This window comes from Aeromonas veronii (assembly GCA_041319085.1).
Classification (GTDB): domain Bacteria; phylum Pseudomonadota; class Gammaproteobacteria; order Enterobacterales; family Aeromonadaceae; genus Aeromonas; species Aeromonas veronii_F.
The window spans coordinates 1,274,587-1,292,838 of sequence record CP101033.1; the positions used below are offsets into that span (position 1 = coordinate 1,274,587).

Here is an 18,252-nt window from a genome sequence, read left to right on the forward strand (position 1 = left end):
GATGGCCAACGGGCCGCCCCCTGCATCTTCTCTGATTGGCGAAAGCGAGTCTTGCGATGAACCCTTTGATTGGTATCGGATTACGCACTCCCCATTACGACGAGATCCGGCAAACCCTGCCGACAGTCGGTTGGCTGGAGGTGCACAGTGAAAATTACTTCGAACGGCACAGCCAGGGTTTTCAGGTGCTCGCCGAGCTGGCGCCACACTACCCCGTCAGTCTTCACGGCGTTGGCATGTCCCTCGGTTCTGCCGACCCGCTCGATCCGCACCATCTGCAGCAGTTGTCGACACTGGCCGCGGCGATCAAACCGGTACGGATCTCCGAACATCTCAGCTGGGGCAGCATTGGCGGGCGTTACTTCAACGATCTGCTGCCGGTGCCCTATACCCGCGCCTCCCTGCGCAACATCAGCGACAAGATCCAGCTGGTACAACAGACCCTGGGTTGCCGCATGCTGATTGAAAATCCCTCCTCCTATCTGCAACTGGCCGGGGAGATGAGCGAGTGGGAATTTCTGGCCGAGCTGCAGCAGCGCAGCGAGTGCGGCATCCTGCTCGACCTCAACAATCTTTATGTCAGTGCCTTCAATCACGGTTTCTCTTGCGATGAGTATCTGGCGGCGATCGATCTTGCCACCGTCGGGGAGATCCATCTGGCCGGTTATACCGAGAAGCAGCTGCCGGAAGGATCCCTCTATATCGACACCCACAGTGCCCCTGTGGTGGCGCCGGTCTGGGAACTCTATCGTCAGATCTGCCGCAAGCAGGCCATTCCCACCCTGATTGAGTGGGATCTCGAGATCCCGCCGCTGCCGGTCTTGCTGGCAGAGGCGGCGCAGGCCAGTGCCATTCTGGATGAGGCGTATCCCATGAGTGCGCCACGGGAGGTAGCCCATGGTTGAACTGGCACAGCTGCAACAGCACTTTGCCGATGGTCTGCTGGGGGCGCCTGACGCCATTGCCCCTCACATCAGCTCCCGGCTCTTTCCTGCCGAATCTGTGCTGCAGGTCTATCGCAACCACTTCATCCTGAGCCTTGGCGAGGTGCTGGCGAGCAGTTATCCCGCCGTCAAGGCCATGGTCGGGGATGACTTTTTTGCAGCGGCGGCCCGTGGCTTCGTATTGGCCGAGCCGCTCAGGGAAGGGAGCGTCATGCACTATGGCGCCGGATTTGGCCAATGGTTGGCCCGCTTGCCGACCACTTCCGGATTGCCTTGGCTGGAGGCGCTGACGCAGTTCGAGTGGCAGCTTGAGCGTGCCAGTCTGCTGCCGCTGGAATCCCGCTGCTGGCCAGCCGAGCGCTTGGCCGCATTATCGCCGCAACAATGGGAGCGGCTGCGGCTGTTGCCAGCCACGGATCTGCTGCTGGTTGCCAGCGATTATCCGGTGCTGGCCCTGTGGCAGATGGCGCTGCACGGTGGTGAGGCGGTGGAGGTGCTTGATGCCCCCGTCTGGCTGGCATTGAAGAAACAGCCTGATTGTCGGGTTGCACCCTTGCCCCTGACGGCGGGTGAGTGGGCGCTGTTGCAGGGTTGTATGGCTGGTATGGCGTTGGTCGAGCTGCTGGCGGCCGACCCTGCGGCCAGTGAACATCTCACTCGCCTGATAACCCTTGGGCTGCTGGTGGATATGGAGGTGATGCCATGATGGGACACAAATGGCTGGCGCTGGCCAGCTCGAGTGGTGATTTGCCGCGCTGGAGCAGTGCCGGTGTGCTGTTGCTGGCGCGGCTGTGGGTCGCCTCGGTCTTTATCACTTCAGGCTGGCTCAAGCTGACGGCGTGGGATTCCACCCTCTATCTGTTTGAATCCGAGTATCAGGTGCCCCTGCTGCCCTGGTTGTGGGCCGCTTATCTGGGAACGACCGCCGAGCTGCTGTTGCCGCTTTTCCTGCTGATGGGGCTTTTTACCCGACCGGCCGCCTTGCTGCTGTTTGGCTTCAATATCATGGCGGTGATCTCCTATCCGACCCTCTGGGCGGGCGGCTTTTACGATCACCAGCTGTGGGGCTGGATGCTGCTGACCCTGACCATCTGGGGCGGCGGTGTGCTGAGTCTGGATCACTGGCTGACTCGTCGCAGCCATTGATTTATCAGTAATTTGCCCAATGACAAAGAGCGCCACAAGGCGCTCTTTCAGATTGCTGAAGCCCTGATAATCAGGGCTTTTTACATTTTTGTGCCGGGAGGACTCAGTCCTGCGGGCTCTTGAGCGCCTTGATCACATCCTCTTTGGGCTCCAGCTCCTTGACCTGATTGAAGATCTCCAGCTCCCCCTGCACACTGACGGTGTAGGCGTCGGCATCCTGATAGCTGCCGCTGCCGGCGCTTTCGATGATGACCACCAGCTCGGGCTGCTTGTCGCCATTCAAATCGACCAGCTTCAGCTCCCGGATAAAGCCGTTGCGGGCCATCACCTTGCCATCCTGAAACTCATCCAGTGGAAATTGGGCGTTCTGGCCCGAATAGAGCCGCACGTCATAGCTGCCGATGGAGGCGGGTTCACCGGCCCCCTGCGCCACCCGGATCACCTGCCCGGAGGGGAGGGTCAGTTGCTTGCTAAATCCCTCTTCGGCCTGTGCCTGTGCCGCCAGCGGCAGGGTCAGCAGCCCTGCGATCATCAATGCTCTGTTCATCTTGCAACCTCTTACTGTCTCTTGAGGGCGGGCTCCCGGGGAGCTCGCCGTGATGCTGTTACCAGATCTTCACCCGCTTTTGGGGTGGCAGATAGAGCTTGTCTTCCGGCTGGATGTTGAATGCCTCATAGAAAGCGGGAATGTTCGGCACCACGCCGTTGACCCGGTACTCGGGCGGCGAGTGGGGGTCGGAGCGCAGCAGCATCTGCATCAGCTCGGGGCGATACATCCCCTTCCACACCTGCGCCCAGCCGAGGAAGAAGCGCTGTTCGCCGGTAAAGCCATCCAGCACCGGTGCCTCCTTGCCATCCAGTGACAGCTCGTAGGCCTTGTGGGCTATGGTGAGGCCGCCCAGATCGCCGATGTTCTCCCCCAGTGTGAACTGGCCGTTGACGAACTGACCGTTGATGGGTTCGAAGCGGTTGTACTGGGCCACCAACCGGCTGGTGCGGAAGCGGAACTCCTTGAGATCCTGCGGCGTCCACCAGTCGCGCATCATGCCATCGCCATCGGATTTGGCCCCCTGATCATCAAAACCGTGACCCATCTCGTGGCCGATCACCCCGCCGATGGCGCCGTAGTTGACTGCGTCATCCGCTGTCATGTCGAAGAAGGGGGGCTGCAAAATGGCCGCCGGGAAGACGATCTCGTTGTTGCTCGGGTTGTAGTAGGCGTTCACCGTCTGCGGCGACATGTGCCATTCGTCCCGATCGACCGGCTTGCCGAGGCGAGCGAGATTGTCGGCATATTCGAAGGCCTGCGAGCGCTGCAGGTTGCCCACCAGATCGTCCGGTTTGATGGCGATGGCGCTGTAATCCTTCCACTTGTCGGGGTAGCCGATCTTGGGGCGGAACTTGGCCAGCTTCTCGAGCGCCTGCGCCTTGGTTTCGGGCGACATCCAGTCGAGCTCCTTGATGCTCTGGCCGTAGGCGGTGCGCAGGTTCTCCACCAGCTGCTCCATCCGCTCCTTGGCCGCAGGCGGGAAGTAGCGGGCCACATAGAGCTGGCCGACCGCTTCACCCAGATGATCGTTCAGCACCCCGAGCGCCCGCTCCCAGCTGGCGCGCTGCTTGGGCGTGCCGCTCAACGTGGTGCCGTAGAAGGCGAAGTTGGCCCGGTCGGTCTCGCTGTCGAGATAGGGGGCGTAGTCGGTCAGCAGTTGCCACTTGAGGTAGGCCTGCCAGTCGGCGATGGGGGTCTGGGCCATCACCTGATCCAGCGCGCTCAGATAGGTCGGCTGGCCGATGATGAGATCCGGCTGGCCAGCAATGCCCGCGGCATTGAGATAAGCCTGCCAGTCGAGGTGGGGGGCGAGCCGTGCCAGTTCGCTGGCGGGGCGCTTGTTGTAGTTCTTCTCCCGATCCCGCAGGGTCACGTTGTCCCACTGGATGGTGGCGAGCCGGGTTTCGAGGGCCAGAATCCGTTTGGCTTTGCCGCTCGGGTCAGACTCACCGAGGCGGCTCAGCATGGCGGCGATATGCTGCTGGTACTTCTGGCGCAACGCCTGACTGCCTTCATCCTGCTTGAGGTAGTAGTCCCGATCCGGCAGCCCCAATCCACCCTGATAGAGGTAGACCGCATAGCGATCGGGGGACTTGGCATCGGCGCCGATCCAGATGCCAAACGGCGCGCCGCCGCCCATGCGGCCCGACTGGGCAAAGGCGCGGGCCAGCGCGGCCTGATCACCGATCCGGTCGATGTCGGCAAGCGCCGGTGTCAGCGGGGTGAGCCCTTTGGCGTCGCGGCCAGCCTGATCCAGATAGCTGGCGTAGAGATCGCGGATCTGCTGGGGCGGCGTGCCGGTGGCGGCCTCCTGCCTGGCCAGCCCCTCGACTAGCACCCGCACATCGGCGAGGGATTTGTCCCGCAGCATGTAGAAGGCGCCATCGGCGGGACGATCATCGGGGATCTTGGCGGTGGCGAGCCACTTGCCATTGACGTAGCGAAAGAAGTCATCGCCGGGTTTGACCTGGGTGTCCATATTGGCCAGCGCCAGCCCGGAGTGTTTGGGAGATTCTTGCGGTGCCTGACTGCAGCCAGCCAGCAGGGCCAGTCCAATCAGGCCAGCCAGTAAGCTTTTCTTATTGTTCATCTTGTTTGATTCCAATTCGGGTTGTTTGCTTCCCTGCCCATCTTCCTTGCTCCAACCGGTTGTGCGACCGCCTTGCGGCCAGCCTGGTGGAGAGGGCGGGCGAGCCTCACTCTAGCAGCAGGGTTGCAGCTTGATAAGCCCGACTCTGCTAAGATCGGCCGGTCCGTTTTGGGGAAGCCTATGATTTCTCATCTTTATTCTCGCTTTTGTCTGACTATGCCAGCGCCGGAAGGTTCCACCGGTCTGCTGGTGGCCTTCAGTGGCGGCCTCGACTCCACCCTGCTGCTGGTGCTGGCGGCGCAGTATGCCCGCGAGCACAGCCTGCCACTTCGCGCCCTGCACGTGCACCACGGCCTCAGTCCCCATGCCGATGAGTGGGTCGCTCACTGTGAAGCCGTGTGTCAGCAATTGGCGGTGGAGCTGTTGGTCGAGCGGGTGACCCTGGCTCGTGGCAATGGCGAGAGTCTGGAGGCGCAGGCCCGCACCGCCCGTTACCAGCGGCTGACCGCCCGGATGCGGGAGGGGGAGTGGCTGCTCACCGCCCACCATCAGGACGATCAGCTGGAGACCCTGCTGCTGGCCCTCAAGCGCGGCGCCGGTCTGCGCGGGCTGGCGGGGATCCTGCCAAGCCAGCCCTTTGCTGGCGGCCTGTTGCTGCGTCCGCTGCTCGATATCAGTCGCGCCGAGCTGGCCGAGGCGGCGGCGAGCCTCCCCTTTGGCTGGGTGGAGGATGAGAGCAATCAGGACGTGAGCTATGACCGCAACTTTTTGCGCCAGACGCTTATCCCCCAGCTCAAGGCGCGCTGGCCCGCCATGGCCCAGACCGCGGCGCGCAGCATGGCCTTGTGCGCCGAGCAGGAGGCGCTGCTGGAGGAGCTGGCCGAGAGCGACTGGCAGCTTGCGGGCGAGGGGGAGGCGCTCCATATCGGTCCGCTGCATGCCCTCTCGCCTACCCGGCGCAACAACTTGCTGCGCTACTGGATCCGCCGTCAGGGGGGCGAGATGCCATCCCGCGAGCAGCTTGCCCGACTGTGGCAGGAGGTGGTGCTGGCGCGCGGCGATGCCAATCCCCAACTCAACTGGGGGCGCCAGAGCTGCCGCCGTTTTCAGCAGCGGCTCTATCTGGTGAGCCCTGACCTGCAACCTTGCCATCAGGTGTTGCCGCTGACCGTGGGTGAGCCGCTGACCCTGCCGGACGGGTTGGGCGAGCTGGTGGTGCGCATGGCGGAGCACGGCGAGGATCTGCTGCGCCCCCCCCGAGCGGATGAGCCGCTCTCGGTGCGTTTTCAGGTGGCGCCCGGGATCCCCCTCAAACCGGTAGGGCGGAGCGGCAGTCGGCGGATGAAGAAGCTGTTGCAGGAGTATGGCGTGCCCTCATGGCAGCGGGGGCGCATCCCCATACTCTACTATGGCGAGCAGGTGGCGGCGGTGGTGGGGCTCTTTGTTTGCGACGGTTTTATGGCACAGGGGGCCGGGCTGGTGTGTCACTGGCAGGCGTGCGGTGCAGCCCCGGTTCTGCCCGAGCAGGATCTTGCTTGAGGTGATCTCGGTGTGAGGGGGCGTTAGCCCCAAAAAAAGAAGCTCCGGTCACATGGCGCGCATATGCCGGAGCAAAGAAGAGTTCGGGACTATTCGTTAGGATTGGTCGTTATGGCTGGTCTTGCCGGCTTTTTTGCGGGCGTAGAGGTGACTGTCGGCCGCCTCGTAGAGGCTCGGCACATCGACCCCGGATTGCCAGCTGGCTGCGCCAAGGCTGCAGCCGACCGAGAAGGTGCTGAGCTCCTTGTGAGTCATCAACATATGCTGCAGTCGCAGCCAGACCGGGCGCCACGCCTCGGGTTCGGCCGGTTGCAGCAGCAGGGCAAATTCATCTCCCCCGAGCCGGAACGCTTGATCCGTGCTGCGGACACACCCCTTGAGCAGCTGGGCGAAGCGACTCAGCACCAGATCCCCTACCGGATGACCCCAGGTGTCATTGATCTGTTTGAAGCGATCGAGATCCAGCAGCACCAGCACCAGACCATGGGGCTCGCGGCTGTGCTGCTCGATGGCGCGGCCGATGGCCTCGTCAAAGTAGGAGCGGTTGCCAAGGCCGGTCAGGTGATCGAGTCGGACCAGCTGATCCAGTTTTTCCAGCCGCAGATAGAGGGGCAGCAGCAGGCAGAGCAGCTGATGGTACTGCATCAGAACCCGTTGCTGGCTGCTGCTGAGCGGATGCTCCAGCTCGTAGTGGAGCTGGCCGAGCAGCTGGCCGTGCTGACCGCGCAGCTCGAACGGATAGTTGTGCAGGTTGAGGCTGGCCAGCGGCGGGTGCTGGATCAGCACATGGGGCTGGCCACTATCGAGGTAGAGGCCGTGGATCCTGACAATTCTTGCCGCACGATCGGCAAAAGTTGCCAGCAGACCGCCGAGATCGCTCTGCCCCAACAACTGCTCGAGCAACTGGTTGCGTTCAACGCTGGGCAACGGCGTGAGCCGCTCCATCTGGCGAACCCACTGCTCGATGCCATGGCTAAAGCCATTAAGTGACGACGTAATTTCCATGGTCCTCCACCTGTAACACCTGACTACTGTCTCCTCCATGCAATTGGCATGCCCAATATATCTTTCCTGCCCGCCAGATCGGCTGACTAAGCTTAAGTCGATAAAAGGAGAGGGAAATTTGTACACCGACCTGTTGATCCTGCTGTTCGCCGCCGTGCTGCTGGTGGCAACTTTCCGGCGCCTCGGCTTGCCGGTGATCCTCGCCTACCTGATTGCCGGGGTGTTGCTCGGCCCCCACGGGCTGGCGGTGATCACCGGCCAGTCGATCATGCAGACCATTGCCGAGCTCGGGATCGTCTTTCTGATGTTCTCGCTGGGGCTGGAGTTCTCCCTGCCGAAATTGCTGGCAATGCGCCGGTTGGTGCTCGGAGTCGGGGGGCTGCAGGTGCTGCTCACCTCGCTGCTCTTTTTTGCCATCGGCTGGTGGTGGGGGCTGGGTCTGGCCCAGTCGCTGGTGGTGGCCGGTACCCTGGCTTTGTCGTCGACGGCTGTGGTGATCAAGCAACTCGGCGAGCAGAAACAACTGCACACCCGTCGGGCCCAACTGGGGGTGAGCGTGCTGCTGTTTCAGGATCTGGCGGTGGTGCCTCTGCTGGTGATGATCCCGATCCTCGCCCAGCCGGAAGTACAGGGCAGTGCGCTGGCCACCGAGATCGCCTGGGCCACCCTCAAGGGGCTGTTTGCCCTCTTTACCCTGCTGGCGGTAGGAAAATGGCTGCTGCCGCTGCTGTTTCACGAGGTGGCGCGGGCCCGCTCCGACGAGCTGTTCGTGCTGAGTGCTCTGCTGGTGGCGCTGCTGGCCGCCTACATGACCTATTCGCTCGGGTTGTCGATGGCGCTGGGGGCGTTTCTGGCGGGGATGATGCTGGGGGAGTCTCACTACCGTCATCAGCTGGAGGTGGACATCAAGCCCTTTCGCGACGTGCTGATGGGGCTCTTCTTTATCACCATCGGCATGGCCATGGAGTGGGAGTTGGTGGCACGAGCATGGTGGCAGGTACTGATCTGCGTGCTGTTGCTGGTGCTGTGCAAATCCCTGCTGGTGCTGCTGGCCGGGCGGCTGATGGGGGAGCGCAAGCGCGACAGCATGGCCGCCGGCATCATGCTGAGTCAGGTGGGGGAGTTTGGCTTTGTGCTGCTGGCACTGGCACTGCACCACGGCCTGCTGGATCAGCAGCAGGTCTCCCTGCTCATCGGCATCGGCATCATCTCCATCGCCATGACTCCCTGGCTGGTGATCCAGGCCCATTCGCTGGCCCGCAGTCTCACCGATCCGGCGCTGCTGACCCGCTCCGAGGTGGCACAGTCGGGCCTGAGCAAGAACCAGCACGTCATCATCGCCGGGTTTGGCCGGGCCGGGCAGACCTGCGCCCGCTTCCTCAAGATCGAGGAGATCCCCTTTCTGGCCCTCGACCTCGACCCCGAACGGGTGAGCGAGGCCAAGCTGGCAGGGGAGCAGGTGGCCTTCGGCGATGCCAGCCGCCGCGATATTCTGCTGGCCGCCGGGTTGCTGCGAGCGCGGCTGGTGATCATCACCTTCGATGATCGCAAGCGGGTTGAGGCGATGCTGGCGCTGATCCGCGCATTGGCGGGGGATCTCAAGGTGCTGGTGCGCACCCGGGATGACAGTTTTCTGGAGCAGTACAAGCAGGCGGGGGCCTTCGAGGTGATCCCCGAATCCCAGGAGGGGGCCCTGATGCTGGTCTCCCACCTGCTGCTCAACTGCGATATTCCCATCGGCCGGGTGATCCGGAGAATGGAGCTGGAGCGCAGCAGTCAGTATCGCTTCCTGCACGGCTTCTACTGGGGGGATCAGAGCGCCAGCAATCTGGAAGCAGACCAACTGCTCGAACGTCTCCACCCGCTGTTGTTGCACGATCAGGCGTGGGCGGTAGGCCGTGAAGTGCGTGAGCTACCGCTTGATGAGGTGCGGATCAAGGAGGTGCAGCGCGGGGATCAGACTCTGGAGCCCAGACCCGAGCTGGTGTTGGCGGTCGGCGATCGGCTGATCCTGTTTGGTACCGTGGTGGCGATGGAGCAGGCGGAGCAGCGTCTGCTGGAGGGGCACTGAATCCCCTAGTACTCATCGGCCGCGCCCCTGTTTATTCCTGCTCTGTTGGCAGCCCTTCGATATCAAGGAAGGCGGCAACCCGCTCCCGCTCCCTCAGGGTGTCCTGATAGCCCAGCTTGATTAGTTGCTGGCAATAACCCGGGTAAAACATCAGAAAGCTGGCCAGACTGCTGGTCTCATCCCCCTTCACGCCTAATACCCGCAACAGGCGGCGCAACTGCAGCGGCAGCTTGCGCAGGTAGGCTAGCGCCATGCTGTCGAGATCCTGACTCGGTTTCAGCACGCAGGTCTCCACCCGTTTCAGCTTGAGGCGGTTGCGTTCTCTCTCCGGTATCAGGTCCAGGGTCTGATTGATGCGCCACAGTCGTTCCAGATCGGAGTTGAGGGTGTCGGTAAAGACGGTTTCGAGCAGATGGCTGGCGATATTGGAGCTGGTGAGGTGGCCGTGGTGATAGGTCGGTGCCGAGTGCGCTGGCGGATCCAGGGTGATCAGCAGGATCCGCTCCGCACCCAGATGGATGGCGGGGCTGAGCGGACTCAGCTGGTGGATGGATCCATCGCCGTAGAACTTCTCGCCGATCCGGGTGGCCGGAAAGACAAAGGGGAGCGCCGAGGAGGCGAGCAGATGCTCCGATGTAAGCACGGTGCGCACCCCGCGCCGTCTCGCCCGCTCCCACGGATGGTGGTCGGCCCGCCCCTGAAAGAAGGTGGTGGAAAGACCGTCATCGTAATCCGACGCCGTGATGGCCAGCGCCTCCAGACTGCCGTAGAGGATGTTGTCATCGATACGGTGATAGTCGATGAGCTGATCCAGCAGGCGGTACAGCGGCGCGTTGTCAAACAGGTGAAAGGCGTGGTTGGTGTGGGGATTGATCAGCCCCGCCGACCCCTCGTACATCAGCCGCCACAGCAGCCGACCGGGGTGAAAATCGAAGATGTGGTGAGTCTCGAAGCGGCGCCAGACCCACTCCAGCTTGCGCACCCCCAGATGAAAGCAGGAAGCGTAGCAGGCCAGCGCAGTGACATTGATGGCCCCCGCCGAGGTACCGCACAGGATGGGAAAGGGGATGCCGAGATTGCGTGGGTAGAGCTCAGCAATCGCCTTGAGGGCGCCAACCTGATAGGCGGCGCGGGCACCGCCACCGGTGAGCAACAACGCTGTATTGGGTCTGGCCATATGCTGGCGCCTTATTGTTGGCCCGAGAGGGCGTTCCCACTGACAAGTTAACTATAAGGCGCTGTATCAAATATAAAAACGGGCGCTCGCCCGTTTTTTCATGGTGCGCCGGGCACGGCGCGTTCCGTTACCCGATCACCAGATTTTTCAACCAGCGGCGCTGGCGAATGCGGCGCTGCACCAGCAGCACCTTGCTGAGCTCCTCCAGCAACACCACCGCCACCACCCAGGAGAGGGGCCAGCCGAGCAGCGTGACCGCCACCCAGGCGAGCGGGATGCCGATGCACCACATGCCGACGATATCGATGAAGATGCTGTAGTTCACATCGCCGCCAGAGCGTAGCACCCCGATGATCCCCACCATGTTGAACACCTTGAGCAGCATCCCCAGACACATGATGCCGAGCACCTGTCCCGCTTCTGTCATCAGTTCGGGCGGCAGGTTGCCGACCCATTGCAGCAGGTTGGCTTGCAGCAGCCAGACCGCAATCCCCACCAGCAGTGCACCAATCGGTGCCAGCAGCAGGAACAGCTGGGAGTGCTGCCAGGCGACCTCGTACTCCTCGGCCCCGAGCCGGTGACCGAGCAGGGTCGAGCAGGCCACTGCCAGCCCGAAGAAGAGGGAGATAAGGATGCTCTCAAGGGTGCCGAGGGTGGTCATGATGGCCAGCGAATCGGTGCCCAGATGGGCGTAGAGAAAGCCGTAAATCAGCATGCCGAAGGCCCAGAGTCCGTCATGGAACAGCAGTGGCAGGGCGATCAGGGTAAAGCGCACCACCTCCTTGCGTTTGAAGGCGGCCAGCCAGTCATTTTTTCGCGGGATCAGTTGCGCCTCGTAGCGTCTCACGTAGAGCAGCAGCAGGGCTGTCTGCAGCAGCCGTGAAAGGGTGGTGCCCCAAGCCGAGCCGGCTACCCCCATCGCCTCGAAGCCAAAGTGACCGAAGATGAGGGCGTAGTTGAGGATGACGTTGGCGATGATGGCGATAATGCCGATGCGGGTTGGCGCGGCGGCATTGCCGACCGAGCGCAGGGCTGACTCCAGCGGTACCACGATAGCGGTACAGAGGATGGTGGCGCCGGTGATCATCAAAAACTGATCGGCGAGGGCGCGCAGTGCCGGATCCTGACTGGCAAAGCCCAGCACGCTACCCGGCGATAACACATAGATGAAGGCAAAGGGCAGGGTGACCAGCAGGGCGCCCACTATTGCCAGTGCCAGGGAGCGGCGCACCCCGGCCATCTCGCCGCGCCCGAAGTATTGTGCTGCCAATACCGAGACCCCGCCCGCGAGGCCCGCTATCACCAGCAGATTGAAAAAGAAGACCCGGTTACCCAAGCCGACCGCCGCCACTGCCGTGGTGCCAAGCTGGCTCACCATCATGATATCGATGAGGCCGAGCAGGGAGAACATCATGGACTGCAGCGAGACAGGCAGGGCCAGTCGCCACAGTCGGGTCATGAACTCGCGATCGGTGGTTTGTTTTAAAATCGCTTGCCAATAATTCATTAGTGTTAACCGGGTTTGAGAAAAGCAAGGTTTGTCATGGGTATGATAGGGGCATGTCGGGGCGTTCTCACTGTGAGTGTCTCTCGGTTTTCTTGTGCAAAACTATCCTGTTGAGGTGTTATGCCATTTGCCAGCGAGTGTCTGGAGATAGCACCAGCCTGTGAAGAGCAAATGCTGGGACGTGAAGGGCTGCCCCTGCTCGGCGAGGCGGGGATCTTCCTTAGCGGGCTTTCGAAGATCCGCGATCACTACCTTATTCGCCGCAATCGCCCCGAGTTTCACATTCTGATGGTGAGTCACGATGAGGGGGGGGCGCTGCTCACCGACGAGGGGGAGCAAGCCATTCCGGCCGGGTCGCTGATTTTCCTGCCCGCCGCCGTGCCCGGCGGTCTCAAGCTGATTGGCGAAAGCTGGCAGATCAGTTGGATTTTGCTCGATGACGTGCCGCGCTGGCAGCATCTGCACCGCCTCGGTCACCGTATCTGGCAAGGGGATGGCGGCGATCAGCTCTACCACCTGCTCAGCCTGATGCAGGGGGAAGGGGTTCGTTCCCCGCTGCAACCCCAACTGCTCAGCCTGTTGCTGGCGCTGCTGGAACGCACTCTGCAAGGGGAGGTGCGCGGCACCCCTGAACTCAGATTGCAGGCATTGTTTCGCCGGGTGGAGGCGCGCCTGGACGAACCCTGGAGTGTCGCCCTGCTGGCCGAACAGATGGCCTGCTCCGTGCCCCATCTGCACCGGCTCTGTCAGCAAGCCTTCGGCATGGGGCCGATGGCGAGGGTGACCGAGCTCAGAATGAACAAGGCGCGTCAACTGCTGCTCTATACCAACTGGCCACTTGGCGAGCTGGCGGCCCGGGTCGGTTACAGCGATGGGGCCAACTTTGCCAACCGCTTTCGTCGTCTGACTGGTCAGACCCCGGGGGCATTTCGTCGCCTGGGTCGCAAACCTTTTGCAACGGATATGCAAACTCTTTGAAATTAATGACACAAGCCCCTAGGATCGGCGGGTTCCTGCGTCTAGCTAACCGTTTAGGTACCAAGATCCATGTTTGAAGATAATAACCAGAAACGTCCCCTCTACATTCCCTACGCCGGTCCTGCCCTGCTGGAGACCCCCTTGCTTAACAAGGGCAGCGCCTTCACCAGCGAAGAGCGCAGCAACTTCAACCTCGAAGGCTTGCTGCCCCAGAATATCGAGACCATCGAAGAGCAGGCCGAGCGCGCCTATCGCCAGTTTATGGCGTTTGGCAACGACATGGACAAGCACATCTATCTGCGCAACATCCAGGATACCAACGAGACGCTGTTCTACCGTCTGCTGCACAACCACCTGACCGAGATGCTGCCGGTCATCTATACCCCGACTGTGGGCAAGGCGTGTGAAGAGTTCTCCAACATCTATCGCCGTGCCCGTGGCCTGTTTATCTCCTATCCGGACAAGGACAGGATCGATGACATGTTGCAAAACGCCACCAAGCAGAACGTCAAGGTGATCGTGGTCACCGACGGCGAGCGGATCCTGGGTCTGGGTGACCAGGGGATCGGCGGCATGGGTATTCCCATCGGCAAGCTCTCCCTCTACACCGCCTGTGGCGGCATCTCGCCCGCCTACTGCCTGCCGGTGGTGCTGGATGTCGGCACCAACAACCAGCAACTGCTGAACGACCCCTTCTATATGGGCTGGCGCAATCCGCGTATCTCCGGCGAAGAGTATGCGGAGTTTGTTGATGCCTTCATTCAGGCGGTCAAGCGCCGCTGGCCAGACATCCTGCTGCAGTTCGAGGACTTCGCCCAGAACAACGCCATGCCGCTGCTCAACCGCTACAAGAATGAGCTCTGCTGCTTCAACGACGATATTCAGGGTACCGCTGCCGTGACGCTGGGTAGCCTGATTGCCGCCTGCAAGGCCTCTGGCGCCAAGCTCTCCGAGAAGCGGGTCGCCTTCCTCGGCGCGGGCAGTGCCGGTTGCGGCATTGCCGAGCAGATCGTGGCGCAGATGAAGGCCGAAGGGCTGACGGATGCCGAGGCTCGTGGCCGGGTCTTTATGGTGGACCGTTTTGGTCTTATCACCGACAAGATCCCCAACCAGCTCGACTTCCAGCGCCGCCTCTCCCAGCCGGTGGAGCGGATCAAAGACTGGCCGGTGGGGGACAACATCTCTCTGCTGGAGGTGATGGAGCACGGTCGGCCGGACATCCTGATCGGGGTTTCCGGTCAGCCGGGTCTGTTCACCGAAGAGGTGGTCAAGACCATGCACAAGCACTGTGCCCGTCCCATCATCTTCCCGCTCTCCAACCCCACCTCCCGGGTCGAGGCGACGCCGGCAGACCTTATCCGCTGGACCGACGGTCAGGCGCTGGTGGCAACCGGCAGTCCGTTTGCGCCGGTGGAGCACAAGGGCAAACGCTACGTCATCGCCCAGTGCAACAACTCCTTCATCTTCCCGGGGATTGGCCTTGGCGTCATCGCCTCTGGCGCCACCCGGGTGACCGATGCCATGTTGATGTCGGCCAGCCGCGCACTGGCGGAGTGTTCACCGCTGGTGAAAGGGGAGGAGGGCTCGCTGCTGCCGGATCTGGCAGATATCCATCAGGTCTCCCGCTACATCGCCAAGATGGTGGCCAAGACCGCCATGCTGCAGGGCAAGGCGGTGCAGACCCCGGACGAGGTGATCGATCAGGCCATTGAAGCGAACTTCTGGCATCCGGAATATCGCCGCTACCGCCGCACCTCGTTCTGATTGGACGGGGCGTGAATACCACGGCAAAGCAAAAGGGATGCGAAAGCATCCCTTTTTACTGCACGTCTGACATGGTTATCGCCTCAAGATCAACTACTCGCTGGCGCCCTGTACGCCGGTGACGCGCACCTCGACCCGGCGATCCGGCCCAAGGCAGTCGATGAGCGCGGCTTTCGCCTTGATGGCATCACACTGGGTGCCAGTGACCGGGCTGCTCTCGCCATTGCCCTGAATACTCACCTTGTCGGCAGGCAATCCCTTGCCGATCAGGAAGTTGGCGACTGTTTTGGCGCGAGCTTCCGAGAGGGTCTGGTTGTTGGCATCCGAGCCGATACGGTCGGTATACCCCATCACCACCGCACTGCCATCCTTGGGTTTGACGTCGGCTATCTGCTGATAGAGCGACTCCAGCGCCTGCATCCCCTCCGGCTTCAGCTCCGCCTTGCCGAACGCAAACAGTACGTCCGAACTCAGGTTGAAGGTCTGATCCACCGGCTCGGGAGCAGGCGGTGGCAGGGGGGCGACCATGGGGGCTGGTGCCGGCTCGACCGGTTTGCTGCGGTTGGGGTGGATCACCAACTCCAGCGTGGCGGTGCTGATGTCGCTGACCCAGCGCTGGGTGCCACTGTTGGCTTTGCTGTTATCCGGATCATCGCCAACGCGCACTATGTAGCGATAGCGTGCCTGCAGATCGACCCAGTCATGGAGCCGGGCAGTCAGGCCCAAGCCCGCCAGCGGCGCCAGGTTGTCGTCCCCGCCGTTGACAGACTCGACGTGATAGAGATAGCCACCGCCCTCGGCAAAGAGCGAGAACATCTCGCTGAGCGGCAAGCGCCCAATCACTGAGAGGGTTGCCCCCTTGCTGCTGAAGTCATGGCCGCTGATATCCCAGTCTCCGGTGGAGAGATAGCCAATCTCGGCACCCAGATTTTCCGTGAAGTTGTAGCCGCCAAACAGGGAGAGCGCAGTCGCATCCTTGCTGACATCCTGACTGAAATCATTCAGATCGTGCGCAATGGCCCAACCCCCCCCGACCCCGGCATACCAGTCGTGAACCGGTACCGCTTGTGCGCCTGTGCTCGCCAATGCCAATGCAATCCATACAGGTTTTACTGTTATGTTCATCGCGTATCCTCGTCGATGTTTGGTGTAGTGGGGCTGCCAGCTGGTCAAACCCCACACTTATGTATAGGTGACGGGCTGTTTTTAACCACCGAAGAGGTATGGGTAGTGGCATGCCACGAACGTGAATCATGGGGGAGAGGCGGGAAGATGGGAGGTGTCAGAAGTGATCCAAAAGGTGGGCAAAATGAGAGGCAAGAAAAAGGAGGGCATGTGGCTCATGCCATTAGTTAAGGATCCATTAGCCGATCCTCCTGATGTATAAAAAATCCGAAACCTGTTGATTGGTTTCGGATTTTTATGCGTGTTGACTGAGCGATCAACGTGCTTCATGCCAGCAATGCCGCTCCTTATCGATGGGTCGCGGCCTTCATCCCTTCCACAAACTCTTTCAGGCGAGTGAGCATATGCGCCGGGTTCTGGTGGTGAGTCTCGATGATCTTCACCACGGCGGAACCGGAGATGGCACCGGCTGCGCCAGCGGCAATCGCTTCACGCACCTGAGCCGGTTCACTGATGCCAAAGCCGAGCAGGGCGGGGGGCGCGTTGAACTCGCGCAAGGTATTGATCAGGCCATCCACCGGCATGCCGGCCTTGGTCTCGGCACCGGTCACGCCAGCGCGGCTTACCAGATAGGTGTAGCCATTGCCGAGCTCCGCCACCTGTTTCAGGGTCTCGGCGTCGCCATTGGGCGGGGCGATAAAGATGCTGTCGATGCCGAACTTGTCGGCGGCCGCCTTGTAGGGGGCGCACATCTGCACCGGCACGTCGGCCACCAGCACCGAATCCACGCCTGCCTGCTGGCACTTCTCGTAGAAGCCGTCAATTTTGCGCACATAGACCAGGTTGGCGTAGACCAGCAGGCCAATGGGCAGCTGCGGGTACTTGGCACGGATACGGCCGAGCAGCTCGAAGCAGTCGTCCGGGGTGGTGTGGCTGGCAAAGGCCCGCAGGGCGGCGCCTTGAATGGTGGGGCCGTCCGCTACCGGATCGGAGAATGGAATGCCGAGCTCAAGGGCATCGGCGCCCCCTTCGACCAGCGCATCGACGATGGCCAGCGACAATTCGGGGGTGGGGTCGCCCAGCATCACGAACGGCACAAAGGCGCCCTGATTGGCCGCGTCCAGACGGGAGAAGAGTTGTGCGTAACGGTTCATGACAAGGTTCCTTCTTTTTCAAAAATGTCTGCCACGGTGAAGATATCTTTGTCGCCACGGCCGGAGAGGTTGACGATGAGCACCTGCTCTTTTTCCGGTTCACTGCGGGCCATCTTGAGGGCGTGGGCCAGCGCGTGGGAGGACTCCAGCGCCGGGATAATGCCTTCGGATTTGGCCAGCTCCTGGAAGGCATCCAGCGCCTCCTTGTCGGTGATGGAGACATACTCGGCACGGCCGATGGCGGCCAGATGGGCGTGCTGCGGGCCGACGGAGGGGAAGTCGAGCCCCGCCGAGACGGAGTAGGACTCCTGAATTTGCCCCTGATTGTCCTGCATCAGATAGGAGTGCATGCCAAAGAAGACCCCCTTGCTGCCGTGACCGAGCGGCGCACCGTGCTCGCCGCTCTCGATGCCGTGACCACCCGGCTCGACGCCGATAAGGCGCACCGACGGCTCATCAATGAAGTCGGCAAACATGCCGATGGCGTTCGACCCGCCGCCGACGCAGGCGATCACCGCATCGGGCAGCCGTTCTTCCTTCTCGAAGCACTGGGCCTTGGCCTCTTCGCCGATCATCTTCTGGAACTCCCGCACGATAGTGGGGAAGGGGTGCGGGCCGGCGGCGGTGCCGAGCAGGTAGTGGGCCGACTCGTAGTTGGCAGCCCAGTCGCGCAGCGCCTCGTTGCAGGCATCTTTCAGGGTGCTGGAGCCGGAGTGCACCGGAATGACGGTGGCGCCCATCAGCTTCATGCGAAAGACGTTGGGTTTCTGGCGTTCGCAATCCTTGGCGCCCATATAGACCCGGCACTTGAGGCCGAGCAGGGCGCAGGCCAGCGCAGTGGCAACGCCATGCTGACCGGCACCGGTCTCGGCGATGATCTCGTTCTTGCCCATCCGCTTGGCCAGCAGCGCCTGACCCAGCACCTGGTTGGTCTTGTGGGCGCCGCCGTGCAGCAGATCTTCACGCTTCAGATAGAGGCGGGTCTTGGTGCCCTTGGTCAGATTGCGAGTCAGGGTGAGCGGGGTCGGGCGACCGGCATACTCGGTCAGCAGGGTCTGAAACTCGGCGATAAAGGCGGGATCATCCTTGGCGTCGACGAAGGCCTTCTCCAGCTGGAGCAGGGCGGGGATGAGGATCTGGGGCACGTACATGCCGCCAAATTCACCAAAAAACGGGTTGAGCAGGGTCATGGCTTCTTCCTTG

15 protein-coding genes are annotated in these 18,252 nt (G+C 61.9%); 7 read left to right on the plus strand and 8 right to left on the minus strand.

The window, feature by feature from the left end:
- Nucleotides 1-56: 56 nt before the first annotated feature.
- From NMD14_06275 to NMD14_06285, 3 genes are read left to right on the plus strand one after another with little or no spacing between them, the layout of a single operon-like run.
- The gene (locus tag NMD14_06275; GenBank protein XEI34009.1) at nt 57-905 is read left to right on the plus strand and encodes a DUF692 domain-containing protein; all 849 of its coding nucleotides are present in this window, start codon (nt 57-59) and stop codon (nt 903-905) included.
- Entirely contained in the window at nt 898-1,650 is a 753-nt protein-coding gene (locus NMD14_06280) for a DNA-binding domain-containing protein (protein ID XEI34010.1), read from the plus strand. Before NMD14_06275 ends, NMD14_06280 begins: the two co-directional genes overlap by 8 nt.
- Nucleotides 1,647-2,090, plus strand: coding sequence for a DoxX family protein (locus NMD14_06285; GenBank protein ID XEI34011.1), 444 nt, complete (start codon nt 1,647-1,649; stop codon nt 2,088-2,090). Before NMD14_06280 ends, NMD14_06285 begins: the two co-directional genes overlap by 4 nt.
- A 103-nt stretch (nt 2,091-2,193) precedes the next feature.
- Here NMD14_06285 and NMD14_06290 read toward each other — a convergent pair whose 3' ends face one another.
- Both NMD14_06290 and NMD14_06295 read right to left on the minus strand, forming a co-directional pair.
- Nucleotides 2,194-2,637, minus strand: a complete 444-nt coding sequence (locus tag NMD14_06290) for a PliI family lysozyme inhibitor of I-type lysozyme (protein ID XEI34012.1) — start codon at nt 2,635-2,637, stop codon at nt 2,194-2,196.
- A 58-nt stretch (nt 2,638-2,695) separates the two neighbouring features.
- A complete protein-coding gene (locus tag NMD14_06295) occupies nt 2,696-4,729 on the minus strand; it encodes a M13 family peptidase (GenBank protein ID XEI34013.1) in 2,034 nt (677 codons plus the stop codon).
- 180 nt (nt 4,730-4,909) lie between these two features.
- Here NMD14_06295 and tilS point away from each other — a divergent pair, with 180 nt between their 5' ends.
- Nucleotides 4,910-6,268: a tRNA lysidine(34) synthetase TilS gene (gene tilS, locus NMD14_06300; protein XEI34014.1), complete on the plus strand. Its 1,359-nt coding sequence runs from the start codon at nt 4,910-4,912 to the stop codon at nt 6,266-6,268.
- A 96-nt stretch (nt 6,269-6,364) separates the two neighbouring features.
- On the opposite strand, the gene NMD14_06305 is transcribed toward tilS, so the two are convergent.
- Entirely contained in the window at nt 6,365-7,273 is a 909-nt protein-coding gene (locus NMD14_06305; protein ID XEI34015.1) for a GGDEF domain-containing protein, read from the minus strand.
- A 118-nt stretch (nt 7,274-7,391) separates the two neighbouring features.
- Between NMD14_06305 and NMD14_06310 the strand changes: the two genes are divergently transcribed.
- A complete protein-coding gene (locus tag NMD14_06310; GenBank protein ID XEI34016.1) occupies nt 7,392-9,344 on the plus strand; it encodes a cation:proton antiporter in 1,953 nt (650 codons plus the stop codon).
- Nucleotides 9,345-9,375: 31 nt separating this feature from the next.
- Here NMD14_06310 and NMD14_06315 read toward each other — a convergent pair whose 3' ends face one another.
- Both NMD14_06315 and NMD14_06320 read right to left on the minus strand, forming a co-directional pair.
- Nucleotides 9,376-10,521, minus strand: a complete 1,146-nt coding sequence (locus tag NMD14_06315) for a patatin-like phospholipase family protein (GenBank protein XEI34017.1) — start codon at nt 10,519-10,521, stop codon at nt 9,376-9,378.
- Between the two features lie 127 nt (nt 10,522-10,648).
- Entirely contained in the window at nt 10,649-12,028 is a 1,380-nt protein-coding gene (locus tag NMD14_06320; protein XEI34018.1) for an MATE family efflux transporter, read from the minus strand.
- A 120-nt stretch (nt 12,029-12,148) separates the two neighbouring features.
- Here NMD14_06320 and NMD14_06325 point away from each other — a divergent pair, with 120 nt between their 5' ends.
- Both NMD14_06325 and NMD14_06330 read left to right on the plus strand, forming a co-directional pair.
- Nucleotides 12,149-13,006 (plus strand): AraC family transcriptional regulator, encoded by an 858-nt coding sequence (locus NMD14_06325; GenBank protein XEI34019.1) that lies wholly within the window; start codon nt 12,149-12,151, stop codon nt 13,004-13,006.
- Between the two features lie 69 nt (nt 13,007-13,075).
- Nucleotides 13,076-14,770, plus strand: coding sequence for an NAD-dependent malic enzyme (locus tag NMD14_06330; protein ID XEI34020.1), 1,695 nt, complete (start codon nt 13,076-13,078; stop codon nt 14,768-14,770).
- 93 nt (nt 14,771-14,863) lie between these two features.
- Here NMD14_06330 and NMD14_06335 read toward each other — a convergent pair whose 3' ends face one another.
- The 3 genes from NMD14_06335 to trpB all read right to left on the minus strand — a co-directional run bounded on the left by NMD14_06335 (nt 14,864) and on the right by trpB (nt 18,239).
- Entirely contained in the window at nt 14,864-15,895 is a 1,032-nt protein-coding gene (locus NMD14_06335; GenBank protein ID XEI34021.1) for an OmpA family protein, read from the minus strand.
- 347 nt (nt 15,896-16,242) lie between these two features.
- Entirely contained in the window at nt 16,243-17,049 is an 807-nt protein-coding gene (gene trpA / locus NMD14_06340; protein XEI34022.1) for a tryptophan synthase subunit alpha, read from the minus strand.
- Entirely contained in the window at nt 17,046-18,239 is a 1,194-nt protein-coding gene (trpB, locus tag NMD14_06345) for a tryptophan synthase subunit beta (GenBank protein ID XEI34023.1), read from the minus strand. Before trpB ends, trpA begins: the two co-directional genes overlap by 4 nt.
- Between the last annotated feature and the right edge of the window lie 13 nt (nt 18,240-18,252).